Source organism: Bradyrhizobium cedriense (assembly GCF_054602315.1).
In genome coordinates, this window is record NZ_JBTSWB010000002.1 from 476,760 (window position 1) to 496,399 (window position 19,640).

Genomic DNA, 19,640 nt, shown 5'->3' on the forward strand with positions numbered 1-19,640 from the left:
ATGAGCGCTCTCGCCGCCGCGCGTGCGCGCTATGTGGAGAGGATTGCAAGGCGCGAGCGGATTTCCTCGAAGCGCCTGCTCGAAGCGCTCGCCACGGTTCCGCGCGAGGATTTTTTGCATAGAGGACCCTGGCGCATCAAGGGCGAGGCGGCGCGCAGCTACCGGCTGACGCCCGATGCCGATCCCGTTCATCTCTACGACAATGTGCTGGTCGCGATCGACGCTCGTCGCAGGCTCGACACGGGGTTGCCGAGTCTGTGGGCGCATTTCATCGACGTGCTCGACGTCGGGGAGAGAGACCGCGTCGTGCAGATCGGCTGCGGACTGGGGTATTTCTCCGCGGTGCTGTCGAGAATGGTTGGTCCGAGGGGCAGCATATGTGCGATCGAGTGCGACGAGCGGCTCGCGGCCCGGGCCGCGAACTGCCTGCGCGGCCATCGTAACGTCACGGTCGTCAACGGCGACGGATGCGAGGACATCGGCGAGCGCGCCGACGTCATCATCGTGCATGCCGGCTTCTCGCAGCCGCACCCTCTCTGGCTCAAGTCGCTCCGTCCGTGCGGCCGTCTTCTGGTGCCGCTGACCCAGCGGAACCGCGAGGGCGCCGCCCTCAAAATCACGCGCAAGGGCAGGGGGTTTGAGGCCGAGGCGATCCAGCAGATCCGGATCTTCCCCGGCCAGGGCCGCGGCACCACCGCGCTCGACGACCGCGTCGCCGATTGGTGGCAGCGGGCGTCAGCCCTGGCACCGCTGCGCTTTCGCGCCCTCGCGCAGGGGCTGCCGTCCGATGGCTAATGCTTCGTTTCAATGGCTAATGCTTCGCTTCATTTTACCTTGATTGCGATCGCAAGTTTCCAACGCTCCACATTGCCGCTATGAGTGCGGCCTGATTGCCATTCGAGCGCGCGCCATGCATTCCGTTGCCCTGCTGACTGCCAGCTATGCCAAGGATATCGAGCGCTTTTCGCTGCTCAGCGAGAGCATCGACACCTGGCTCTCGGGATACACGCGGCATTATGTTCTCGTTAACGATGAGGACGTGCCGCTGTTCGCGCGGTTCGCCTCCGACAAGCGGGTCATCGTTCCGGCCTCGCGCTACCTGCCGAAATGGCTATTCGCGGTGCCGCCGGCCCTCCAGTTCCTCAGCAGCCGGCGCGTCTGGCTGTCGCTGCTGTCGTCACCCGTGCATGGCTGGCACATCCAGCAGATCCTGAAGATCGCCGGGGTCCTCAATGCGCCCGAGCAGCGCGTCTGCATCCTGGATTCGGACAATCTGTTCTTCCGCGAATTCGACGTCAGCCGATACGCCGGTGGTGAGAAGACGCCCCTCTTCGTCACCCGCAAGGCGATCGGCGCAGACCACCCGGTGCATGGCGTGTGGCTCCGCACCGTGGATCAACTTCTGGGGATCGAGCAGCGCTCGTTCCCGGCCGACGATTATGTCGGCAACGCGCTGGTCTGGGACAAGGGCGCCGTGCGTGCGATGACCGACGCCATCAAGTCGGCGACGGGCCTCAGCTGGGCGCTGGCACTATGCCGGAAGAAGAAGTTCTCGGAATACCTGCTGTACGGCAATTTCGTCGCCAATTCGCCTGAGCATCTGGCGACCCATCGGGTCACCGAAGACAGTATCGCGGTCTCGCACTGGGACGACACGCCGCTCGACCGCCCGGCGATCGAGGCGATGATGAGCACGGCCTCGCCCGAGCAGGTCGCGCTTTGCATCCAGTCCTATTCGTCGACCTCGATCGACGACATCCGCGACGTGTTCCGCCTCAGCTCGCGTGACCGTCGCAGTCCGAGCCTGTCGCCCGATCATATGGAAGAGGCGGCCGGGTTCGAAGCGCCCAAGACACGCCAGAGCTGATGTCTGCGAACTGCTGATCTCGGGTTACCTCTCCTGGACGGGAGACGTGAACTCTCAAGCGTCCTTCGTGAACTTGCTGATGACGTCCATGAACGGCTTCGGCTTGAACTCGCCGTCGAGCGGCAGCGGGCGGTTCGGCTGCTTGTCCTTGCGGGCGAAGGTGCCGTTGATCCAGCTGTAGCGGTCCGAGATGCCCCAGGTCAGGATCGAGCGCACCGGCCCGCTGGTCGAGATCGCCGTCAGCAGGTCGTTGACGCGCTTGGCAACGATGGCATCGCGCTCTGCCGGCGTGCCCGTCAGCTTCTGGTCGTCGACGTCGAGCTCGGTGACGAGCACTTCGAGCCCCCAGGACCGCAGCTCGGTGACGAACTCGGCGAGCCCGTGCGTGTCGATCTCGAGCTCGGCGTGCAGATGCGATTGCAGGCCCACGGCGTGGAGCGGAACCCCCTGGTCGAGCAGGTCCATGATGAGGTTGCGATAGGCTGCTCTTTTGGCGATGAACGAGTCTTTCACCGACTCGATGTCGTATTCGTTGATCGCGAGCTTGACCGAGGGATCGGCCGCAGCCGCCGTGCGGAACGCCAGCGGAATCCAGCTTTGACCCAGATGCTGCGTCCAGAACGTGTCGCGCCGGTCCTTCGGACTGCGGGGATTGTCCGGGATCGGCTCGTTGACGACGTCCCACGACGTCAGCTTGTCCTTGTAGTAGGAGACGACGGTGCCGATGTGGTCGAGATATGCGCGCTCGACGCCCTTGGTGTCCTTGATCTGCTTGGTCCAGTCCGGAATGTCGTGATACCAGGCGAGCGCGTGGCCACGCATGGTCAGATCGTTTGCCCGCGCGAAATCCAGGATCGCGTCGGCGCGTTCGAAGGCGAACGTATGCGCGTCCGGCCGCAGCATCGGCCATTTCAGCTCGAGCACCGGCACCACCTGCGTGCAATAGGTGCTGATGGCCTCGCCGAGCCTGGGATCGGCTTGCAGATCCCAGAGCGTCGCCGCGGCGCCAAAGCCGGGGCGTCGTTGCGCGCGTTTCGATGCCGGCACCGCCGACGCAGATGAGCCTGCCGCGAGGGCCGCGGCGCTGCCGAGGAGAAATTCGCGTCTGTCGAGCCTGGTCACGCGTGACGCTGCATCGCCGCTTCGGCGATTTCGTAATAGTGAAGCGCGCCCTTCTCGAGGGTCAGGTGATCCAGCACATAGTCGCGCGGCGCGAAGTTCCCCGCACCGACGTGCGACCAGAAGCCGTCCCAGCCGGCGATGAATCCGCTCGTATCGGCGAAGGTCATGCCACAGCGCCCGTCGAAATAGGGCACCGAGGACACGTCGCCTTCGAACTTCACCTTGTCCGGGAAATATTTCGGATCCTGCCACGGTCCACCACGGTCCCAGGCAAAAACGGCAACGCCGCTCGACAGCGCCTGCTGGCAGGCGATGCCCTGGCTTTCGTGCTCGCAGAGGAAGATCATGCTGCGGCAACGCGCCAGCGCGGCCTTGTAGTCGTCTTCCTTGTAGTGCCCGTAGCGGATCACTTCGACGGTACGGCCGCTTGCCTCGAGATGCCTGCGGATCGGCTCGATCAGCTCTCGCTCGTACCGTCCGCGATCCCAGCGCACCTTATCGTAGAGCAACACGTCGACGCTCTTCTGATCCTCCGGCGCGGGTGTCCACAGATCGGTCTCGATGCCGACGGGCCAGGCGCCGACATGGGGCCAGTGCGGACGGAACATGTCGGCATACCAGGCGCACGGCACCAGCACGCGCCTCACATCGAGGTCCTTCAGACTCTCCGGCGCGTCGATCGGGTGGTCATACATGGCGACGCCGAGCAGGAGCGGGTTCTTCCACTTGAACCAGTCGAGCACGAACGGTCGGCCGATGATGCAGGCCAGTTCCTCGGGGTGCTTTTGGATGTAGCGATAGTCGTTGATGCGATAGCGGATGCCGAGCCGATCGAGGCCTGCGCACAGATTGAGCAGGACGCGCCGCTGTCCGCTGACGAAGGACTTGCCCAGCAGCAAACGTCGCAGCAGTGGCCGGAGATGACGGTCGCCGGGGAACCAGCGGTCGTCCCGTTCTTCGAAAAAGAGGTTGAGGACCATCCTGCCGGGGCCTCCTGCGCCGACATCCGAGGGAACCGTAGGCACGTCGGTGCCGCGGCGCGGCAGCGAGGCCGGTTTCACCAGGGTCGGTTCGGCAACGTCCATGTCGGTCACATCAGCGCATCGGAGGAGTGGAGCGACGCTTCGCCATCATTGCTCCTTTTCTGTGATCGCGCCCGCCGCTTCAAGGAGAGGGCAAATTTAACGCTAACGCGCGATAACCGCGCGGTCGCTCCATTCGCGATCCGATTTGCAGGCTTATGCGGCTATCCTTGCCGATGCCAGCGGCGCAATCCGATCGTCACACCAAAGTCCAACGGCCTTTAACGTCTCGTTAATCCTGATGGCCGCCAACGGTCCCGTCCTCGCATGCTGAACCGCCATTTCTCGATCTATCTGGTCGCCTACATCCTGCCTGCGGCGGTGGGGTTCTTCGCTGTCACTGCCTATACGAGGCTCCTGAGCCCGGCGGAGTACGGCGTCTATGTCGTCGGCATCAGCCTTGCGGGCATTCTGGGTGCGGTCTTCTTCGCCTGGATCAAGCTGTCGGTCTCCCGCTATCAGGCGATGTCGGCGGAGGTCGATTTCCGCGGCACGGCGATCGTCGCCTTCGCGCTCACCGCCGCGGTGCTCTGCGCCACCACTCCGCTGGTCTTCCTGGTCCGCAGCGACGTCAGCGTCGAGCTGCTGCTCGCCAGCATGTTCGTGGCGATCATGGCCAATGCGGTCGATGTCGGCCAGGAGTTCGAGCGCGCCAAGTTGCGCCCCTATCGCTTCGCGATGATCTCGATCGTGCGCAGCGTCTCCAGCGTCGGCTTCGGTCTGCTCGGCATCTGGCTCGGCTGGGGTGGCGTGGGGCTGCTCGCCGCGTTTGGTCTGGGATCGCTCGCCGGCATCATCCTGAATATCGTCGGCGACCGCACCAGGATCGCGCGCTTCCAGCGCAGCCAGTTCATGCAGCTGGCGCGCTACGGCCTGCCGCTGACGTTGGCCGGACTGTCCGTTGCGGTCTATTCGGCCTGCGACCGGCTCATTGTCGCCTATCTGCTCGGCAAGGACGCCGCCGGCATCTTCGGCGTTGCCGCCGATCTGCCGCGCCAGTTCATGGTCATGATCGCATCCAGCGTTGCCGCGGCGACCGTGCCGCTGGTGTTCCGGTCATTGTCCGAGAAAAGCACCGAAACGACACGCGAGCGGCTGACCGAAAGCCTCGAGCTGCTGCTCGTCGTCGTTGCGCCCGTAGCCGTCTGGCTCGCGCTCGCCGCGGACCAGATCGCCGGTACGCTCGTCGGCATCGACTTTCGCGCCGGCGTCTCGGCGCTGCTGCCGACCCTGGTGCTCGCCCGCTTCTTCGGCATCGCCAATCAGTTCTACGTGCAGATCAGCTTCCAGCTCGCCGAGCGGCCCTTCATGCTGGCGGCGCAATCCTTTCTCACGCTCGCGGTCAGCGTGATCCTGATGTTCGCGCTGATCGCCGGCCATGGCCTTTACGGCGCGGCGCTGGCGACGCTGGCGACCGAGGCGATCGGCCTGCTCGTCGCCGTCGTCCTGATGCATCGCGCCCATCCGGTCCCGTTCGAGCTCAATCGCCTCGCCGGCGTTGCCGCCTCCGCAGCGGTGATGGCGGCGGCGATCCTGGTCGCGCGATCGCAAGCGGGCGGCACGGGCCTCATGTCGCTCGTCATCGTCAGTCTCGCCGGCGGCATTGCCTATGCCGCCGCGGCCTGGCTGCTGAATGTTGCGAACGTGCGAACGCTGTCGCTGCGTTTCCTGCGGACGTTGAACCGCAAGGCTCTCGGCGTCTAGCGAGCATCGGGCAGCGTGTCTCCGCCCGGCGCCGGCGCAAGGCGCACGAAAAGGTTACCCGGACATTCTGCCGCAGCGATCGAGGCCGGCTTCGGGTCGGCCTCGGCTGAGGCCGCCTTCCGCCTGCGCGAACGCTCGTATATGAGAGATTTGTCGCCGGAACGTGCCGAATCTCGCCACAGACGGAACGTAAGGCGGCTGCGATTTCTTAATTCAATGCTTCCAATCTGACACGTGATCGGCACAGGCGCACTGGCATTTCGACCGAGGATGGCATGACAAACCGACTGACGACGGCGCGCTACACCGTGACGATGCGGCGTCGGGGGCCTGCCGGTATCCTCGCGCTGGCTAGTCTGGCCCTGTTTGCGGCGGCGGCGCCGGCGAGTGCCGCCAAGCAACCGCGCCAGGCGGCAGAGGCGGTGGCGCCGCGCCAGGCCGGCGAGCCGATCATGGCGATCGTGTCGATCAAGAGCCAGCAGGTCACGTTCTACGATGCCGACGGCTGGATCATGCGCGCGCCGGTGTCGACCGGCACCACCGGGCGCGAGACGCCGGCTGGCGTCTTTGCCATCGTCGAGAAGAACCGGGAGCATCGCTCGAGCATGTACGACGATGCCTGGATGCCGCATATGCAGCGCATCACCTGGAACGGCATCGCGCTGCATGGCGGGCCGCTGCCCGGCTATGCCGCCTCGCACGGCTGCGTGCGGATGCCGTTCGGCTTTGCCGATAATGTGTTCGACAAGACCTATATCGGCATGCGGGTGATCGTCTCGCCCCACGACACGATCCCGACGGACTTCTCTCATCCCTCGCTGTTCGTACCGAAGGCGGAGGCCATCGCGGCGGCGCCCGGCCGGGCCGACAAGCTTTCCGCGGAGGCCGAGGAGGCTACACGGGCTGCCGACGAGGCCAAGAAGGCTGCTTCGGCTGCCGCGAAAGAAGCTGCCTCGCTCCCCGCCGCGCTGCGCAAGCTGGAACAGCGGAAGTCCCGCGCGGATGCGGATCTCGCACTCGCCGACAGGATGCTCGCGAACGCCAAGACCGATCAGGCCCGCGCCAAGGCCGAGGAGTTGAAGCAAAAGGCGGCGGCCAAGGCTGCCGACGCGGCGACGCAACTCGAGGCCGCCAGGGCAGACGCGCAGCCGAAGCGCGATGCGGTGGCCGCCACGAAGGAAGCCGCGAAGGCGGCCGCGGCCAGAAAAGCCGACGCCGTCAAGGCGGCGACCGACGCAAAGCTCGCGGGCGAGCCGGTCTCGGTTTACATCAGCCGCGCGACGCAGAAGCTTTACGTGCGGCGTAACACCCACAAGCCGGCGCCTGACGGCGGCGGCGAGGTGTTCGACACCAGCATCGAGGTTCCCGTCACGATCCGCAATCCGGACCAGCCGCTCGGCACGCATATCTTCACGGCGATGGCGAAGACCGACACGGGTCTGCGCTGGAACGTGGTCACGATCGAGAACGGCGACGAGGCGAGAAACGCGCTCGATCGCATCACCATCCCGCAGGAGGTGTGGGATCGCATCGGACCGACCGCGTTGCCGCGCTCGTCGATCGTCGTCTCGGACGAGCCCCTGAGCAGCGAGACCAATTACCGCACCGAATTCGTCGCGGTGCTGAGCAACGAGCCGCAGGGCGGTTTCATCACGCGCAAGCCGACCGCGCCTGCGATGGTCGCGAGCGATGACGGCTGGGACAACGGCGGTAACGGCTTCGGCTTCTTCTTCCCGCGCGATCCCTATGTGCAACCGGCTCCGCGCCGGCGCGGCCAGTATCAGTATTACCAATCGACGCAGCCGATGCAGCGGGGCTTTTGGTAAGAAGCCGAGCTTGCCTGCGGCGCAGGCCTACGGCCGCGCCGTGATCACCAGGGCCTGAATCTTGGCTTCGACCGGTCCGGGTCCATGGCGCGCGCGGATCGCATCGGCGACCGCGTCAGTCGCGGCCTGGAGATCGCCGCCGCTTCTCGCCTCGATCTCGGCGCGCAGCGGCGTACCCTGGCAATAGGCGAACGCCACGAGGTCGGGCGTCGGTGCGCGGCTGGTGGCTGCCAGTGTTTCGATCGAGACGTTGCCGAAACCTGCGCGTTCGAGATCGGCCCGTATGATCCCCCGGTCGAAATAGCCGTGCGGTGTCCGCTCCATGAAGCGGGGCGGATCGTCGGCAAACAGCTTGCCCAGGGCGGTCGTTGCATCGTCGGCGAACACGTTCTCCTCGATGCGGTCCCAGACATTGAAGAGAAAGGTGCCGCCCGGCTTCAAGACGCGCTTTGCTTCCGAATAGCCCTTGACGCGGTCCGGAAAGAACATGGCGCCGAACTGGCAGCAGACCACGTCGAACTCGGCGTCGCCGAACGGAAGAGCCAACGCATCCGCCTGGCGCCAGGAGATGCGGTCATCGCCCGCCTGACGCTTTGCTGCGACCGCGAGCATCGGCTCGTTGAGGTCGGTCGCAACGTAGCGGACGTCGCGCGGCAAGGCCGCCGCCACGGCGCGCGTCACGGCGCCGGTGCCAGCCGCGATCTCGAGCAGCACGGAAGGCGAGAGCGCGGCGACGCGTCTTGCGATGTCGTCGGCGTAACCGGCGAAGATCATCGGGACGAGATGCTCATCGTAGAGCTTTGGGATGGGGCCGGCGAAAGCCTTGTCAGTGTCGGACATGCTTGCCTCGCTGAAGGTTCGGACGTGGGGCCCAACCTTACCACGGATCGCTACGTCATCGCGTCGGCGAAGATGTCAAATAGACCGCCTCAGCACGGCGTTGCGCGCTCTCGGCGAACATCGTCAAAGTCGGTCATCGAGCCTTACGATTTCGCGCCGCCGACCTCGCGGATCGGCCGCGTGCCGTCCCAGTTCATCGCGGCCTGCCGGACTTTCTCAAAAAAGGGTCCCTTGGTGCCGCTGATGTCGGAGATCTCGATCACCGTTCCCGGATGCGCCTGCGTGTCGAAATAGGCAAAGCGCCCCTTGTCGCCGCCGATCTGGCCCTCATGGCCGACCCTGTAGCCGAGCCCGATCGCCCTGTCGTAGAGTGCCTGGTAGTCGTGGCTCCAGTACGACATGTGCTGGAGCCCTTCATGCTCCGCGTCGAGAAACTCCTTGTAGAGCGAAGGCGCGTCATTGCGCTGCTGGATCAACTCGATCTGGAGATCGCCGGAATTGGCCAGCGCGATGCTCATCTCGACGGCGGAGTCCTGGCCGCGATGCCGGAACCAGTCGGTCTTGACGCGGTCCATGTAGTACCAGGGCCCGACGCCCATCACCTCGATCCAGTGCTTCATCGCGGCGTGGATGTCCCGCACCACATATCCGTTCTGGCGCACCGCGCCGAAGATGCGGCTCATGCCCGCTCTCCAATTCTTGCCTTGTTCACTTCGGAGCTATCGCATTGGCCGCACGAGTTTCTTCATCGGCGATAGCCCTGCTGTTCACTTGACCTCGATCCCGGCGTCCTTGGCAACCTGCTTCCAGGCGGCGATGTCGCGGGCGTTGATGTCGCGCTGCTCGTCGCCGGGGACGAATTGCGGCGTGATGCCGAGCCCCAGAAGCTTCTGCTTGACCGCCTCGTCACCGAGCGCCTCCTTCAGGGCTGCCGACAGTTTCTGCGCGATCGGCGGCGTGAGGCCCGCAGGCGCATACATCGCCCAGGACAGGCTGCGGTCGAACGCCACGCCCTGCTCCTTGTAGCTGGCGACATCCGGCAGGCTCGGCGAACGTTCGCCGCAGGCGGCGAGCGCCTTGATCGAGCCGTCCTTGACCAATGGTGTCGCGGTCGCGACGTCGAGCGTCGCCAGTGAGATGTGGCCGCCGAGCAAATCGCCGGCAAGCTTCGCGATGCCGTTGAACGGCACGTGGTCCATCTTGATGCCGGTCTGCTGCATCAGGATCTCCGCGCAGAATTGCCCGGTCGAGCCGACGCCCCAGCTGCCGTACTGGATCGGCTCGCCCTTCTTGGCGAGCGCGATCAGGCCCTTGATGTCGTTGGCGGCGAAACCCCTGGTTGCCACCAGCATGATGGAAGAGGTGCCGACGCGGCCGATCGTCGTAAAGTCCTTGATCGAATCGTAGGGCAGCTTGGGATAGATCGCGGGCGCGAGCACATGCGTGGTCATGCCGCCGACGGTGATGGTGTAGCCGTCATTCGGAGATGTCGCGACCATCTGCGTGCCAAGCGTGCCGGCAGCACCGGTGTGGTTCTCGATATAGATGGTCTGTCCGAGCGTCCTGCCCATCTTCTCGGCGAGCAGCCGCCCGACCACGTCGCCGCCGCCTCCGGCCGCATAGGGCAGCAGCATCTTGATCTTCCGCGTGGGGTAGGCGGCAGGATCCTCGGCGCGCGCCGGCAATGCCGCCGACAACAATGCGAGCAATGAGAGCGTGACGGTCCCGAACTTCATGATGGTTTTCCCCCTAATGCTCGAAGCGAAATCGATAGGCATCGCCGTGCCGGATCACGCGCCCCGCGGTCGGTGCGGGGAAATGGCCGGTGAGCAGGTAGCTCGGCGTGTCCGCAAGCTCCTCGAGCAGCGCCATTCGCGTCGCGAGCGCCGCGGCCGGATCGACGTCGGCGGCGTTCGAGAGCCACGGCGCGGCGCACTGGATCGGATGATGGATGACGTCGCCCGACATCACCGCGTGATCGTGGCCGCCGTTGAGGTGGATCTGCATGTTGCCGGCGGTGTGGCCGGGCGCCGGCGCGAAGCGTAAAGCCGCATCGCGCTCATCGAACAGGCGGTGATCGGTCTCGACCAGTTCGGCGAGGCCGGCTGCGACCACCGGCAGCACGGAATCGGCGAACGAGCCGTGATTGACCGGGCTCTTCGGCGCGGCATTGTGCGCGGATTCGAAGTGGCGGTACTCGTCACGCCCCATCAGATAACGCGCGTTCGGAAAGGTCGGCACCCAACGGCCGTCGTGAAGCCGCGTGTTCCAGCCGACGTGGTCGACATGCAGATGCGTGCACATCACGAAGTCGATCTCTTCGGGCGCAACGCCCAGCGCCTGCATGTTGTCGAGATAGGGCTGGTTCAGCTCGTTCCACGCCGGCACAAGCGGCCGCTTCTTGTGGTTGCCGCAGCAGGTGTCGACGATGGCCGTCCAGCGCGGCGTGCGCACCAGGTAGGAATGGTGGCTGAGGATGAGGCGGCCGGTCTCGGGCTCGATATAGCGGTGGTCCAGCCAGCTCCGGTTCTCCGCGATCACGTCGTCGGTGACGTTGGCGAACAACCAGCTCTTGTCGAAGGCGAGCGCGGGGATCTCGCTGACGAGATCGACCCGCATGCTGCCGATCCTGATCTGCCGCATGGTCAGTTCTTCAGGAGACCGCCGAACGGCACCCAGCGCGTGCCGTCAAAACGGATCAACTGAAGACTCGTCATCGGCGTGAAGCGCTCGGGCGAATTGCTCACGGCGGTGCCGTTGATCAGCATCGGCAGGCGCACGTCCTTCATGGTGGTCGCCTGCTTCATGACGTTGGCGCGGGTGAGTTCGTTGCCGGCGGCCTTCAACACCGTCACCAACGTCTGCGCGATGGTGTAGCCATAGACGTTGAGCCAGTCGCTCTTGTTGGCGTCCGGCATGTACTTGTCCATGAACGCCAGCCACTCCTTGTAGCCGGCATCGTCCTTCAGCGCGGGGTCGGTCGCGTCCTTCAGGTACTGGCTGGAGATGACGCCCGTGGAATTGTCCTTGCCGGCCGGCTCCAACACGCCGCTGATCGACGCCGAGACGTTGGAGATGATGGTCACGGGCTTCCAGCCGATCTCGCCGATCTTGCGGATCGCCTGCGCCGCGAATTTCGGCGTCGCCGCGACGAGGATGACATCCGCGCCCGCGGTCTTCAATTGCAGGATCTGGGTGTCGACGGTCGGGGCCGAGGTCTCGTAGGCCGCCCGCGCGACGATCGCCTCGCCGCTGCCGAGCCCTTCCTCCAGCGCCTTCAGATAATCCTTGCCGAGATCGTCGTTCTGATAGAGCACGCCGACCTTGGCGTTGGCGTGGCTCGCCTTGATGTACTTGGCGTAGGCGATCGCTTCGTCGCGATAGGTCGGCTGCCAGCCGACGGTCCACGGAAAATTCTTCGGGTCGTCCCACTTCGCGGCGCCGGAGCCGAGGAAGAGCTGCGGCACCTTGCGCTCGTTGAGATATTTGTGCACGGCGCTGTTGGTTGGCGTACCGACGCCGCCGAAGATCAAAAGCACTTCCTCGCTCTCGACCAGGCGCCGGGTCTGCTCCACCGTCTTCGGCGGGCTGTAGGCGTCGTCCGCGATGAGCATCTGGATGCGTCGTCCGTTCACGCCGCCCTCGTCGTTCACCTTGCGGAAATAGGCTTCGGCCGATTTGGCGATCTGCGCGAAGGCCGACACCGGGCCGCTCAACGGCGCCGTGGTCCCGATCTTGATGGTCTTGTCGTCGGCGCCGGCATCGTATTTCGCGCCTTGGGCCTGGGCGGTGCTTGCTGCGAGCAGCGGCAACAGGATGCAAGCCGCGTGCAGCCGAGGGCGGGCAAAGCGCGCCATGACGTCGTCTCCCAAAATTGCTCTCCGCCTCTCGATGGAGCGGAGTTGAAACGCGAGAACAGCCCTGCAAGCGGACTTGCGGGCCGCGACCGTCGCCGCCAGACTGGCAAACGAACGATCGTTCGTACGGTTGACTAGCGAACGATCGTTCGTTAGTCAAGCCGCATGGCTGTCCACACCTCCAGCGCGGCGGACGCGGCTGCGCCCACCACCCGCGAGCGCATCCTTTCCGAAGCGCTCAACCTGTTTGCGCAAAGCGGCTATGGCGGCGCCTCGATGCGTGAGCTCGCGCGCCGCGTCGGCATCCGCGAGAGCAGCCTCTACAATCACTTCCCCGGCAAGGCCGCGATTCTGGAGGCGATCGTTGCCGAGCACGGTCCGGCCAGCTCCGCGAGCCGGCTGGAGGAGCCGCGCTACAGGCAGCTCGCGCGCCAGCCGGCCGCGTTCTGCCGGCAATTCGCGCTCGACCTCGTCGAGCAATGGTCCGATCCGCGCGAGCACCAGTTCCAGAAGGTCATCACCGCAGAACGCAACCGGGTGCCCGGCATCCGCGCCAAATTTGCCGATCATTTCTACGCGCGCGAGCAGAGCCTGATGACGGACTACTTCCGCGGCTTTGCGCTCGCGGGCCTGATCTCGACGCCGGATCCGCGCGAGACGGCGCGGCTGTTCGCCGCCGGGCTCATCTATATCCGCCTCGAGCACTACGTGATGGGCGCGGCGCCTTCGCCACGACCGAAGGTGATCGAGGCGATCGACCGCTATCTCGCCTTCTTCCTGTCGCTGATCGCGGCAGGCAACGACGCCGATAACAAGAAACGAAAGCCCAAGGGAGAAACGCGTGGCAAGGCTGCCCCTGATTGATCCGGAGACGACGAGCGGCGACATCCGCGCCTCGTTCGACCGCATGCCGGTCAAGCTCAACATCTTCCGCATGATGGCCCATGCCGAGGCCAACATGATCCCGGCGATGCGGCTCGGCAATTCGATCCTGCACAAGCAGAAGCTCTCGGCCGTCAACCGCGAGCTGTTGATCCTCCAGGCCGCCCAGCTCGAAGGCGGCGCCTATGAATGGCGCCAGCATGTGCCGATCGCGCTCGGCGTCGGCTGCACGCAGGCACAGATCGATGCCGTGGAGCGCGCAGATTACGATGCCGCCGTGTTGAACGAGGCCGAGCGCGCTTTGTTGAAATTCGGCCGCGAGGTGGTTGAGAACGTCCGCGTGGCGGAAGCGACCTTCGCGGCCGCGCGAAAACACTTCAACGACCAGGAGATCGTCGAAACTATCGTCGCGCTCGGCTTCTACATGATGATGGCCCGCCTCACCGAGGCCACCGAAACCGATCTCGATCCGGCCGCCGGCATGCAGGTCTATGACGGCGGCAAGAAATAGGGTGACTGAGATGGCGGAGACCGAGAGCAAGCCGGACCGTTATGTCCGTCCGCCGAGCGCGGAATCGCTGGGCCAGGCGCCGGGCAGGGGGCGCCTGAAAGGGCGCCGCATCCTCATCGTCGGCGGCGGCCAGCGTGTCTTCGACGCCGCCACCGATCCGATCGGCAACGGCCGCGCCATGAGCATCCTGTGCGCACGCGAGGGCGCCAAGGTGGCGGTCGCCGATCTCAACCGCAGCTCTGCCGAGCAGACCGTCAAGCGCATCACCGATGAAGGCGGTGAGGCCTTTGCCATCGCCGCCGACGTCACGTCCGAGGCCGACGTCGTTCGCATGGTCGAGGAAGCGCACCGCGTCATGGGCGGGCTCGACGGCATGGTGCTGAACATCGGCACCTTCGGCAAGGTCGGGCTCGACGCGGTCAGTCCGGAGGAATGGAACAGGATCTACGACGTCAACGTCCGCGGCCCCATGCTGTGCTGCCGCGCCGCAATGCCGAGATTCGACGATGGCGGCGCCATCGTCTTCATCTCCTCGATCGCCGCGCTGAGGGCGGGATCGCAGATGGCGGTATATGATTCATCGAAGGCCGCGCTCGGCGGCCTCATGCGCAACATCGCCCATCTCGGCTCGCGGCGCGGCATCCGCGCCAATCTCGTCTATCCCGGCCTCGTCGACACCCCGAACGGCCGCGAGGCCGGCGCCGGCCGCCCCTCACGCGGCAAGGGCCATGTCCCGTTCGGCCGCCAGGCAACTGCCTGGGAGATCGCCTATACCGTGCTGTTCTTCCTCTCGGACGAAAGCGTCTACGTTACCGCGCAGACGCTCGCCGTCGATAGCGGCTTGAGCGGGATGTGAGGGGATGCGCTATCGCGCCGTCGATCGCGCGCGACAGACCAGGTGATCGAGCGAAATGCGCCCCGGCCCGTGAGCCATGATGCCAAGCGCCATCGCGGCCCAGGTGAGATGGATCGGCCATCCATCCGGCACCGTGAGCTCCACGATCAGCGTCATGAACAGCAGCCCGAGCGCTGCGAATCGCGTGCCCAGTCCCAGCACGAGCAGGATCGGGAACATGATCTCGGCCGAACCCGACAGGAAGGCCATCACCGTCGGTGCCGGAAAGTGATAGGGCCCGCCCGGCAGGTGCAGCATGAATTCGTCGCTGAACAGCGTCACGGCGGTGTCGTTGAGCCTGAGGAAGCCGTCCCATTTGAGCATGCCCGAGCGCCAGAACGGCACCGCCAGTGCGACGCGCAGCACGAGCTGGACCAGCGAGGGCGTCGCAAGCGTCTGCACCAGATGATTGGCCTTGTCGATGAGCACTCCGGGCGACGGCAGGCCGCCGCCGGTGGTCATATGTTGCTCCGTGATCATGATGGGTCTCCGCAAGCGAGCGAGGTGAAGGCGCCGGCCTCGATCAGCCCGGCAATGTTCGCGGCGATGTCGAATTCGCTCGAAGCTTCCAGCGCCGACGCCGCGGCCTCGCCGAGTGGCCGCCCCGACATCAGATGGTTCGCGAAGACCGCCCCGCCGGGCGGAAGGCGGCGCACGGTGACCTCGAACTCGGGTCGCGTGATCAGGGCATCCTCCGGCGTGGAGGCATCGATGCGCATGACCGGTGCATCGTCGCGATTGGCGGCAAAGATCGTCACGCCGGCGTATTGAGAGCGCAGGCATCGCGCGGCGGGATGCGGAATGAACACCAGATCGGCCAAACGATCGGGCGTCACCGCCGACAGCCGGGCCGGCGAGAGCGGAAGCGCGTCGGCGGCGTGATAGGCATCGAGCCAGGCGCGTTCGATGCGGGCGACGTCGGGAAGCCAGGGCATGGCCTGCGCATGCTCATACCGCGCGATGAACGCCGGGAAGTCGCGGCCGTACTCGAACAGCAGCGGCGAGGCCGGCGGATTGCGGCGAACGTGGGAACGCGCCATGGCGCGGAAGAAGTCGGCGCCGGTGATGCGCTGCACCGCCGGATAGATCGCGGCCAGCGCGTCGATCAGGCTGACCGTGACGTTGTTGCGATAGACGTCGTAGCGCCGGCCGGCGGCCTTGCCGTTCGGGCCGGTCACGCCCTCGGGCGTGCTGCGCGCCGGATCCAGCAGCGCCGGCGCGAACCAAGCGGCGAAGGACAGGCCGGCTTCATGCGGCATGACGGTCTCCTGCCTGCACGGCGGACTGATGACGGTCGAGGATCGCCTGGGCCGCGGAGGCTTCAGCTTGCAGCACCGGCCAGCCTGGTATCCTGCTGTCCCATTCGATCAGCGTCGGCACCGCGCCACGGCGCCGGATCACGATCTCGTAGAGCTTCCAGACGGCGTCCGCGACCGGACCGTCATGGCTGTCGATCAACAGCAGGTCGCCTTCGTCGTCAGCCTGTTCGGCATGGCCGGCGAGGTGGATTTCACCGACCCGCGACAGCGGAAACTCCGCGAGATACTCAAGCGCCGAGAAGCCATGATTTGTCGCGGAGACGAACACGTTGTTGATGTCGAGCAACAGCCCGCAGCCGGTGCGCTCCGCAATGGCGCGGATGAAATCGGTCTCGCTCATCGACGACTCGCGAAACGCGACATAGGTCGAGGGGTTTTCCAGGAGGAGCGGACGGCGGATCGCCTCCTGCACCTGGTCGATGTGATCGCAAACGCAGGCCAGCGTCGTTTCGGTATAGGGCAGCGGCAACAGATCGTTGAAGAAGCTGGTCTCGTGCGTCGACCAGGCCAGATGTTCGGAGACCAGTGCCGGCTGGTAGCGCGCGACCAGGCTACGGAAGCGCGCCAGATGCGTCTTGTCGAGCGGCCGGGGCCCGCCGATCGACATGCAGACACCATGCAGCGAGAGCGGATGGTCGCGGCGGATCGCCTCCAACGCACGATGCGGGGGGCCGCCGGCGCCCATGTAGTTCTCGGCGTGGACCTCGAAGAAGCCGCGCCGAGGTCCGCCTTCGAGGATGGCCGGGAGATGCTCGGGCTTGAAGCTCGTCCCTGCAACGCCGCCGATGGGCGTCGCGAAACGGAGCGGCACGGCCGCAGGTCCGGTCGGCTTGGTCACCGTGCTCATCGTGCTGCTCCGTTCTTGCTGCTCCGTTCGTGCTTCCTGGCGATGTCGCGCCGGCCGTTACACCGGCTTGAGCGAACCCTTCTTGCCGTTCGGCAGCTCGATGCTGGTGCAGGTACCGCCCTGCACGAATTTCCAGGCGTTGCCCTGGAAGTCGACCGTCGAGGTGCCCTGGCACGTCGTGCCCGGTCCCGCTGCGCAATCGTTCTGGCCCTTCAGCGCAACGCCGAAGCACTTCTCCTTCTTGGCGGCGACGGCCGCTTCGCCCTCGGCCTTGGTCATGGGGCCGGCGGCGGCAAGGGTCGCGAGCGCGGTCGACATTGCACCGGCGAGGACGAGGGAGGTGACAGCATGTTTGGCAGACATCGAGATTCTCCTGTTCGAGATGGCATCGCCTGGCAGGCGATCGCGCATGGTCTCCTTCGCTCCGCGCGCGACCTGCGTTACCGGCAGGCTGCTCACGAATTCGTGAGACCGATTGGATCGGGCGCACCGCGGTGCGCTTGAGCGGGGATTAGCGGGCAAGCATCGGCTCCAAACCAATGCCAAGCTTCTATCGAGACGGTAGCCACCGGGCATTGGCGGCGGGCGCTCGCTCCTGCCAGAGGTAACGAACGAGCGCTGGCGCCGTAAGGCAATGACAGTGACTTGCAACGAGGCGTGAGCAGCGATGAATGTCGATCCCGAACGGCGGCTTCGCGCGCTTGCAGGGCTGACGGTCAGCATCCGCCTTGCGGTCTCCGCGCTGGTCCTGGCCGCGATCCTGCTGACGGCCGCCCTGTCCAGCCTGTTGTGGTGGCGCACGGCGGAGGCGACCAGCCGGCAGCTTGCCTCGACCATCAACGAGCAGATCGTCGCGGCCGTGCGCAAGGAGGTCTCGGCGATCGTCGACGAGGCGCGCGCCGCCCACACCGCGATCCGCACGCTGTTCCTCCAGAACGTGCTCGACACCCGCGAGGCCGACAAGCGCGAGTTCGTCTTTCTCTCGCAACTGCAGTCGCAGGCGACGATTTCCTGGGTCGCGTTCGGCTGGCCCGACGGCTCCTTCTTCGCCGCGCACAAGCTCGGCGATCGCCGCCTGGAGATGATGGAGATCTCGGCGACCGACCATGCCGGCCAGCGCCGCGTCGACGAGTATGACGTGGTGCCCGGCGACATCGAGTTCGCCAACCGCCGCTTCGAGCCGACCTCGTTCCACGTCGCCGACCAGGCCTGGTTCAAGGCCGGGCTGACCGCGGATGATCCGCAATGGTTCAGGGTGCTGGACCATGCGACCGGCGTGCGGCCGTCGATCGCCTTTGCAGGACCGATCGACGTCTATCAGGAGCGGCAAGGCGTCCTGGCCGTCGTCATCGAATACACCAGGCTCGCGCGTTTTCTGTCGCAGCTCGAGGTCGGGCGCACGGGGACTGCCTTCATCGTCGATGGCAGCGGCGAACTCGTCGCGGCGCCGGACAAGGATGCCGACGAGCTTCATCCGGCGCGCGGCGACACGTCGCTGCTGCCGCTCGCGCGTTTGGCGCTCGGCAAGGCGGGCGAGGCCGGCGGCAAGGAGGCCTGGCGGAGCCGGCTCACGTCGGGCGGCGCCGCCTATGAAGTCGCGCTGACGCCGCTGCCGTTTCCCGGCTGGTCACTCGCGACCGTGATCCCGGAGGCCGAATTCCTCGGACCGGTCGAAACCACGTTGCACCGCCTGATCCTCGGCCTTGCCATCGGCGCCGTGCTCGCGGCGCTGGCCTCGGCGATGCTGGCGCGGTCCGTCATTGCCGCGCCGCTGTCGCGCGTCGTCGGCGAGCTTCGCCATGTCGAGGCCTTTGCGCTGGAGCAGGTCCGCCGCCATCCGTCGCGGCTCAGGGAAATCGCGAGCCTGTCGGGCGCGATTGCCGAGATGGCGGCCGGATTGTCGGCCTTTCGCAAGTTCATCCCGGCGGATCTCGTCCGCGGCTTGCTGCGCCAGGGCGTCGAGGCGAGGCCCGGCGGCAGCATCCAGGAGCTGAGCGTGATGTTCATCGACATTGCCGGCTTCACCGGGCTGTCCGAACGGCTGGGCGATCGCGTGGTGCCGCTGCTGTCGCGCTATCTCGACATCACCTCGGAGATCATCGTCGCCAATGGCGGGACCATCGACAAGTTCATCGGCGATGCCGTGATGGCGTTCTGGGGCGCGCCGCAGCCGCAAGACGATCACGCCGCGCGATGCTGCCGCGCGGCGCTCGCCTGCCGCAAGGCCATCGAAGAATCGGGCCTCGTCGACGATCTCGGCCAGCCGCTCCAGATCCGCATCGGCATCAATTCCGGCCGCATGCTGGTCGGCAATATCGGTTCGGAGCTGCGGCTGAACTACACCGTGATCGGCGATGCCGTGAACGTCGCCAGCCGGCTCGAAGGTGCCAACAAATCCTACGGGACGCACATCCTGATCGGCGGGGCGACCGAACGTCTGGCGCGCGGTGTCGTCATCACGCGCGAGGTCGACAGCATCGCGGTCTACGGACGCGAGGAGGGAATCTCCGTCCACGAGCTGATCGGGATCGCGGGCGAGACGGTCGACGATAGCGACACGATCGGCTGGATCGCGGACTACGAGCGCGGCCTCGCCTCCTATCGCGCTCGCCGGTTTGCTGACGCGCTGGCCGATTTCGAAGCGGTGTTGAAACGGCGCGGCCACGATCGTCCGGCCGCCTTGATGCGGGACCGCTGCCGGCAGCTCACGTCGGTTGCGCCTGACGCCGCCTGGCGGGCCGTAGCGGCATTGACATCGAAGTAACGCACCAATTCCGCGATGCTCGTCGCTCCGATCACGGCGCCGCGCATCAATGTCAGGCCCTTGAGCTCGCCGGGTGTCTATAGTAAGGGTTCGGTCGGGTCTGCAGTTCACCCAGGCGTCACCG

General features: G+C 65.8%; 19 protein-coding genes. 8 read left to right on the forward strand and 11 right to left on the reverse strand.

The window, feature by feature from the left end; all coding sequences use genetic code 11:
• On the forward strand, nucleotides 1-795 hold the full coding sequence (locus ACYCVF_RS08530) for a protein-L-isoaspartate O-methyltransferase family protein (RefSeq protein WP_459603031.1): 795 nt from the start codon (nucleotides 1-3) through the stop codon (nucleotides 793-795).
• Nucleotides 796-910: 115 nt separating this feature from the next.
• A complete protein-coding gene (locus ACYCVF_RS08535) occupies nucleotides 911-1,867 on the forward strand; it encodes a DUF6492 family protein (RefSeq protein ID WP_459603029.1) in 957 nt (318 codons plus the stop codon).
• Between the two features lie 54 nt (nucleotides 1,868-1,921).
• Here the strand turns inward: ACYCVF_RS08535 and ACYCVF_RS08540 are convergent, their stop codons facing one another.
• Complete coding sequence (locus ACYCVF_RS08540) at nucleotides 1,922-2,989, reverse strand: endo-1,4-beta-xylanase (RefSeq protein WP_459603027.1); 1,068 nt, start codon at nucleotides 2,987-2,989, stop codon at nucleotides 1,922-1,924.
• Nucleotides 2,986-4,074: a glycosyltransferase gene (locus ACYCVF_RS08545; protein WP_459603025.1), complete on the reverse strand. Its 1,089-nt coding sequence runs from the start codon at nucleotides 4,072-4,074 to the stop codon at nucleotides 2,986-2,988. Before ACYCVF_RS08545 ends, ACYCVF_RS08540 begins: the two co-directional genes overlap by 4 nt.
• A 264-nt stretch (nucleotides 4,075-4,338) precedes the next feature.
• On the opposite strand from ACYCVF_RS08545, the gene ACYCVF_RS08550 reads away from it, so the two are divergent.
• Both ACYCVF_RS08550 and ACYCVF_RS08555 read left to right on the forward strand, forming a co-directional pair.
• The gene (locus ACYCVF_RS08550; RefSeq protein ID WP_459603023.1) at nucleotides 4,339-5,775 is read left to right on the forward strand and encodes a lipopolysaccharide biosynthesis protein; all 1,437 of its coding nucleotides are present in this window, start codon (nucleotides 4,339-4,341) and stop codon (nucleotides 5,773-5,775) included.
• 275 nt (nucleotides 5,776-6,050) lie between these two features.
• The gene (locus ACYCVF_RS08555; protein ID WP_459603021.1) at nucleotides 6,051-7,601 is read left to right on the forward strand and encodes a L,D-transpeptidase family protein; all 1,551 of its coding nucleotides are present in this window, start codon (nucleotides 6,051-6,053) and stop codon (nucleotides 7,599-7,601) included.
• 27 nt (nucleotides 7,602-7,628) lie between these two features.
• Here ACYCVF_RS08555 and ACYCVF_RS08560 read toward each other — a convergent pair whose 3' ends face one another.
• The 5 genes from ACYCVF_RS08560 to ACYCVF_RS08580 form a co-directional block, all read right to left on the reverse strand.
• On the reverse strand, nucleotides 7,629-8,441 hold the full coding sequence (locus ACYCVF_RS08560; protein ID WP_459603019.1) for a class I SAM-dependent methyltransferase: 813 nt from the start codon (nucleotides 8,439-8,441) through the stop codon (nucleotides 7,629-7,631).
• A gap of 143 nt (nucleotides 8,442-8,584) precedes the next feature.
• Nucleotides 8,585-9,124 (reverse strand): VOC family protein, encoded by a 540-nt coding sequence (locus ACYCVF_RS08565; RefSeq protein WP_459603017.1) that lies wholly within the window; start codon nucleotides 9,122-9,124, stop codon nucleotides 8,585-8,587.
• An 84-nt stretch (nucleotides 9,125-9,208) separates the two neighbouring features.
• Nucleotides 9,209-10,177 carry a Bug family tripartite tricarboxylate transporter substrate binding protein gene (locus tag ACYCVF_RS08570; protein WP_459603015.1) on the reverse strand — a complete coding sequence of 323 codons (969 nt, stop codon included), beginning with the start codon at nucleotides 10,175-10,177 and terminating at the stop codon, nucleotides 9,209-9,211.
• 13 nt (nucleotides 10,178-10,190) lie between these two features.
• A complete protein-coding gene (locus ACYCVF_RS08575) occupies nucleotides 10,191-11,084 on the reverse strand; it encodes an MBL fold metallo-hydrolase (protein ID WP_459603013.1) in 894 nt (297 codons plus the stop codon).
• A 2-nt stretch (nucleotides 11,085-11,086) separates the two neighbouring features.
• Nucleotides 11,087-12,298 carry an ABC transporter substrate-binding protein gene (locus ACYCVF_RS08580; RefSeq protein WP_459603011.1) on the reverse strand — a complete coding sequence of 404 codons (1,212 nt, stop codon included), beginning with the start codon at nucleotides 12,296-12,298 and terminating at the stop codon, nucleotides 11,087-11,089.
• Between the two features lie 165 nt (nucleotides 12,299-12,463).
• On the opposite strand from ACYCVF_RS08580, the gene ACYCVF_RS08585 reads away from it, so the two are divergent.
• From ACYCVF_RS08585 to ACYCVF_RS08595, 3 genes are read left to right on the forward strand one after another with little or no spacing between them, the layout of a single operon-like run.
• On the forward strand, nucleotides 12,464-13,162 hold the full coding sequence (locus tag ACYCVF_RS08585) for a TetR/AcrR family transcriptional regulator (protein WP_459603008.1): 699 nt from the start codon (nucleotides 12,464-12,466) through the stop codon (nucleotides 13,160-13,162).
• Complete coding sequence (locus ACYCVF_RS08590; protein ID WP_459603006.1) at nucleotides 13,140-13,691, forward strand: carboxymuconolactone decarboxylase family protein; 552 nt, start codon at nucleotides 13,140-13,142, stop codon at nucleotides 13,689-13,691. The genes ACYCVF_RS08585 and ACYCVF_RS08590 overlap by 23 nt, the downstream gene beginning before the upstream one ends.
• A 10-nt stretch (nucleotides 13,692-13,701) precedes the next feature.
• A complete protein-coding gene (locus ACYCVF_RS08595) occupies nucleotides 13,702-14,547 on the forward strand; it encodes an SDR family NAD(P)-dependent oxidoreductase (protein ID WP_459603396.1) in 846 nt (281 codons plus the stop codon).
• Between the two features lie 9 nt (nucleotides 14,548-14,556).
• On the opposite strand, the gene ACYCVF_RS08600 is transcribed toward ACYCVF_RS08595, so the two are convergent.
• Genes ACYCVF_RS08600 through ACYCVF_RS08615 form a run of 4 tightly spaced genes read right to left on the reverse strand, consistent with a single transcriptional unit; the run spans nucleotide 14,557 to nucleotide 17,115 of the window.
• A complete protein-coding gene (locus ACYCVF_RS08600) occupies nucleotides 14,557-15,066 on the reverse strand; it encodes a DoxX family protein (RefSeq protein WP_459603004.1) in 510 nt (169 codons plus the stop codon).
• Nucleotides 15,063-15,845: an HvfC/BufC N-terminal domain-containing protein gene (locus ACYCVF_RS08605; RefSeq protein WP_459603002.1), complete on the reverse strand. Its 783-nt coding sequence runs from the start codon at nucleotides 15,843-15,845 to the stop codon at nucleotides 15,063-15,065. The genes ACYCVF_RS08600 and ACYCVF_RS08605 overlap by 4 nt, the downstream gene beginning before the upstream one ends.
• Nucleotides 15,835-16,752, reverse strand: a complete 918-nt coding sequence (gene bufB / locus ACYCVF_RS08610; RefSeq protein ID WP_459603000.1) for an MNIO family bufferin maturase — start codon at nucleotides 16,750-16,752, stop codon at nucleotides 15,835-15,837. The genes ACYCVF_RS08605 and bufB overlap by 11 nt, the downstream gene beginning before the upstream one ends.
• Nucleotides 16,753-16,809: 57 nt before the next feature.
• Nucleotides 16,810-17,115 carry a BufA1 family periplasmic bufferin-type metallophore gene (locus tag ACYCVF_RS08615; protein WP_459602998.1) on the reverse strand — a complete coding sequence of 102 codons (306 nt, stop codon included), beginning with the start codon at nucleotides 17,113-17,115 and terminating at the stop codon, nucleotides 16,810-16,812.
• Nucleotides 17,116-17,419: 304 nt separating this feature from the next.
• Here ACYCVF_RS08615 and ACYCVF_RS08620 point away from each other — a divergent pair, with 304 nt between their 5' ends.
• A complete protein-coding gene (locus tag ACYCVF_RS08620) occupies nucleotides 17,420-19,516 on the forward strand; it encodes an adenylate/guanylate cyclase domain-containing protein (RefSeq protein ID WP_459602996.1) in 2,097 nt (698 codons plus the stop codon).
• Nucleotides 19,517-19,640: the final 124 nt, after the last annotated feature.

What these genes read in the sequence shown, in the direction of transcription:
- ACYCVF_RS08620 (WP_459602996.1), top strand. Translation starts at nt 17,420, where the DNA reads ATGAATGTCGATCCCGAACGGCGGCTTCGCGCGCTTGCAGGGCTGACG.
- bufB (WP_459603000.1), bottom strand. Translation starts at nt 16,752, where the DNA reads ATGAGCACGGTGACCAAGCCGACCGGACCTGCGGCCGTGCCGCTCCGT.
- ACYCVF_RS08600 (WP_459603004.1), bottom strand. Translation starts at nt 15,066, where the DNA reads ATGATCACGGAGCAACATATGACCACCGGCGGCGGCCTGCCGTCGCCC.
- ACYCVF_RS08545 (WP_459603025.1), bottom strand. Translation starts at nt 4,074, where the DNA reads ATGGACGTTGCCGAACCGACCCTGGTGAAACCGGCCTCGCTGCCGCGC.
- ACYCVF_RS08565 (WP_459603017.1), bottom strand. Translation starts at nt 9,124, where the DNA reads ATGAGCCGCATCTTCGGCGCGGTGCGCCAGAACGGATATGTGGTGCGG.
- ACYCVF_RS08615 (WP_459602998.1), bottom strand. Translation starts at nt 17,115, where the DNA reads ATGTCTGCCAAACATGCTGTCACCTCCCTCGTCCTCGCCGGTGCAATG.
- ACYCVF_RS08575 (WP_459603013.1), bottom strand. Translation starts at nt 11,084, where the DNA reads ATGCGGCAGATCAGGATCGGCAGCATGCGGGTCGATCTCGTCAGCGAG.
- ACYCVF_RS08585 (WP_459603008.1), top strand. Translation starts at nt 12,464, where the DNA reads ATGGCTGTCCACACCTCCAGCGCGGCGGACGCGGCTGCGCCCACCACC.
- ACYCVF_RS08580 (WP_459603011.1), bottom strand. Translation starts at nt 12,298, where the DNA reads ATGGCGCGCTTTGCCCGCCCTCGGCTGCACGCGGCTTGCATCCTGTTG.
- ACYCVF_RS08535 (WP_459603029.1), top strand. Translation starts at nt 911, where the DNA reads ATGCATTCCGTTGCCCTGCTGACTGCCAGCTATGCCAAGGATATCGAG.
- ACYCVF_RS08605 (WP_459603002.1), bottom strand. Translation starts at nt 15,845, where the DNA reads ATGCCGCATGAAGCCGGCCTGTCCTTCGCCGCTTGGTTCGCGCCGGCG.
- ACYCVF_RS08550 (WP_459603023.1), top strand. Translation starts at nt 4,339, where the DNA reads ATGCTGAACCGCCATTTCTCGATCTATCTGGTCGCCTACATCCTGCCT.
- ACYCVF_RS08555 (WP_459603021.1), top strand. Translation starts at nt 6,051, where the DNA reads ATGACAAACCGACTGACGACGGCGCGCTACACCGTGACGATGCGGCGT.
- ACYCVF_RS08560 (WP_459603019.1), bottom strand. Translation starts at nt 8,441, where the DNA reads ATGTCCGACACTGACAAGGCTTTCGCCGGCCCCATCCCAAAGCTCTAC.
- ACYCVF_RS08530 (WP_459603031.1), top strand. Translation starts at nt 1, where the DNA reads ATGAGCGCTCTCGCCGCCGCGCGTGCGCGCTATGTGGAGAGGATTGCA.
- ACYCVF_RS08570 (WP_459603015.1), bottom strand. Translation starts at nt 10,177, where the DNA reads ATGAAGTTCGGGACCGTCACGCTCTCATTGCTCGCATTGTTGTCGGCG.
- ACYCVF_RS08595 (WP_459603396.1), top strand. Translation starts at nt 13,702, where the DNA reads ATGGCGGAGACCGAGAGCAAGCCGGACCGTTATGTCCGTCCGCCGAGC.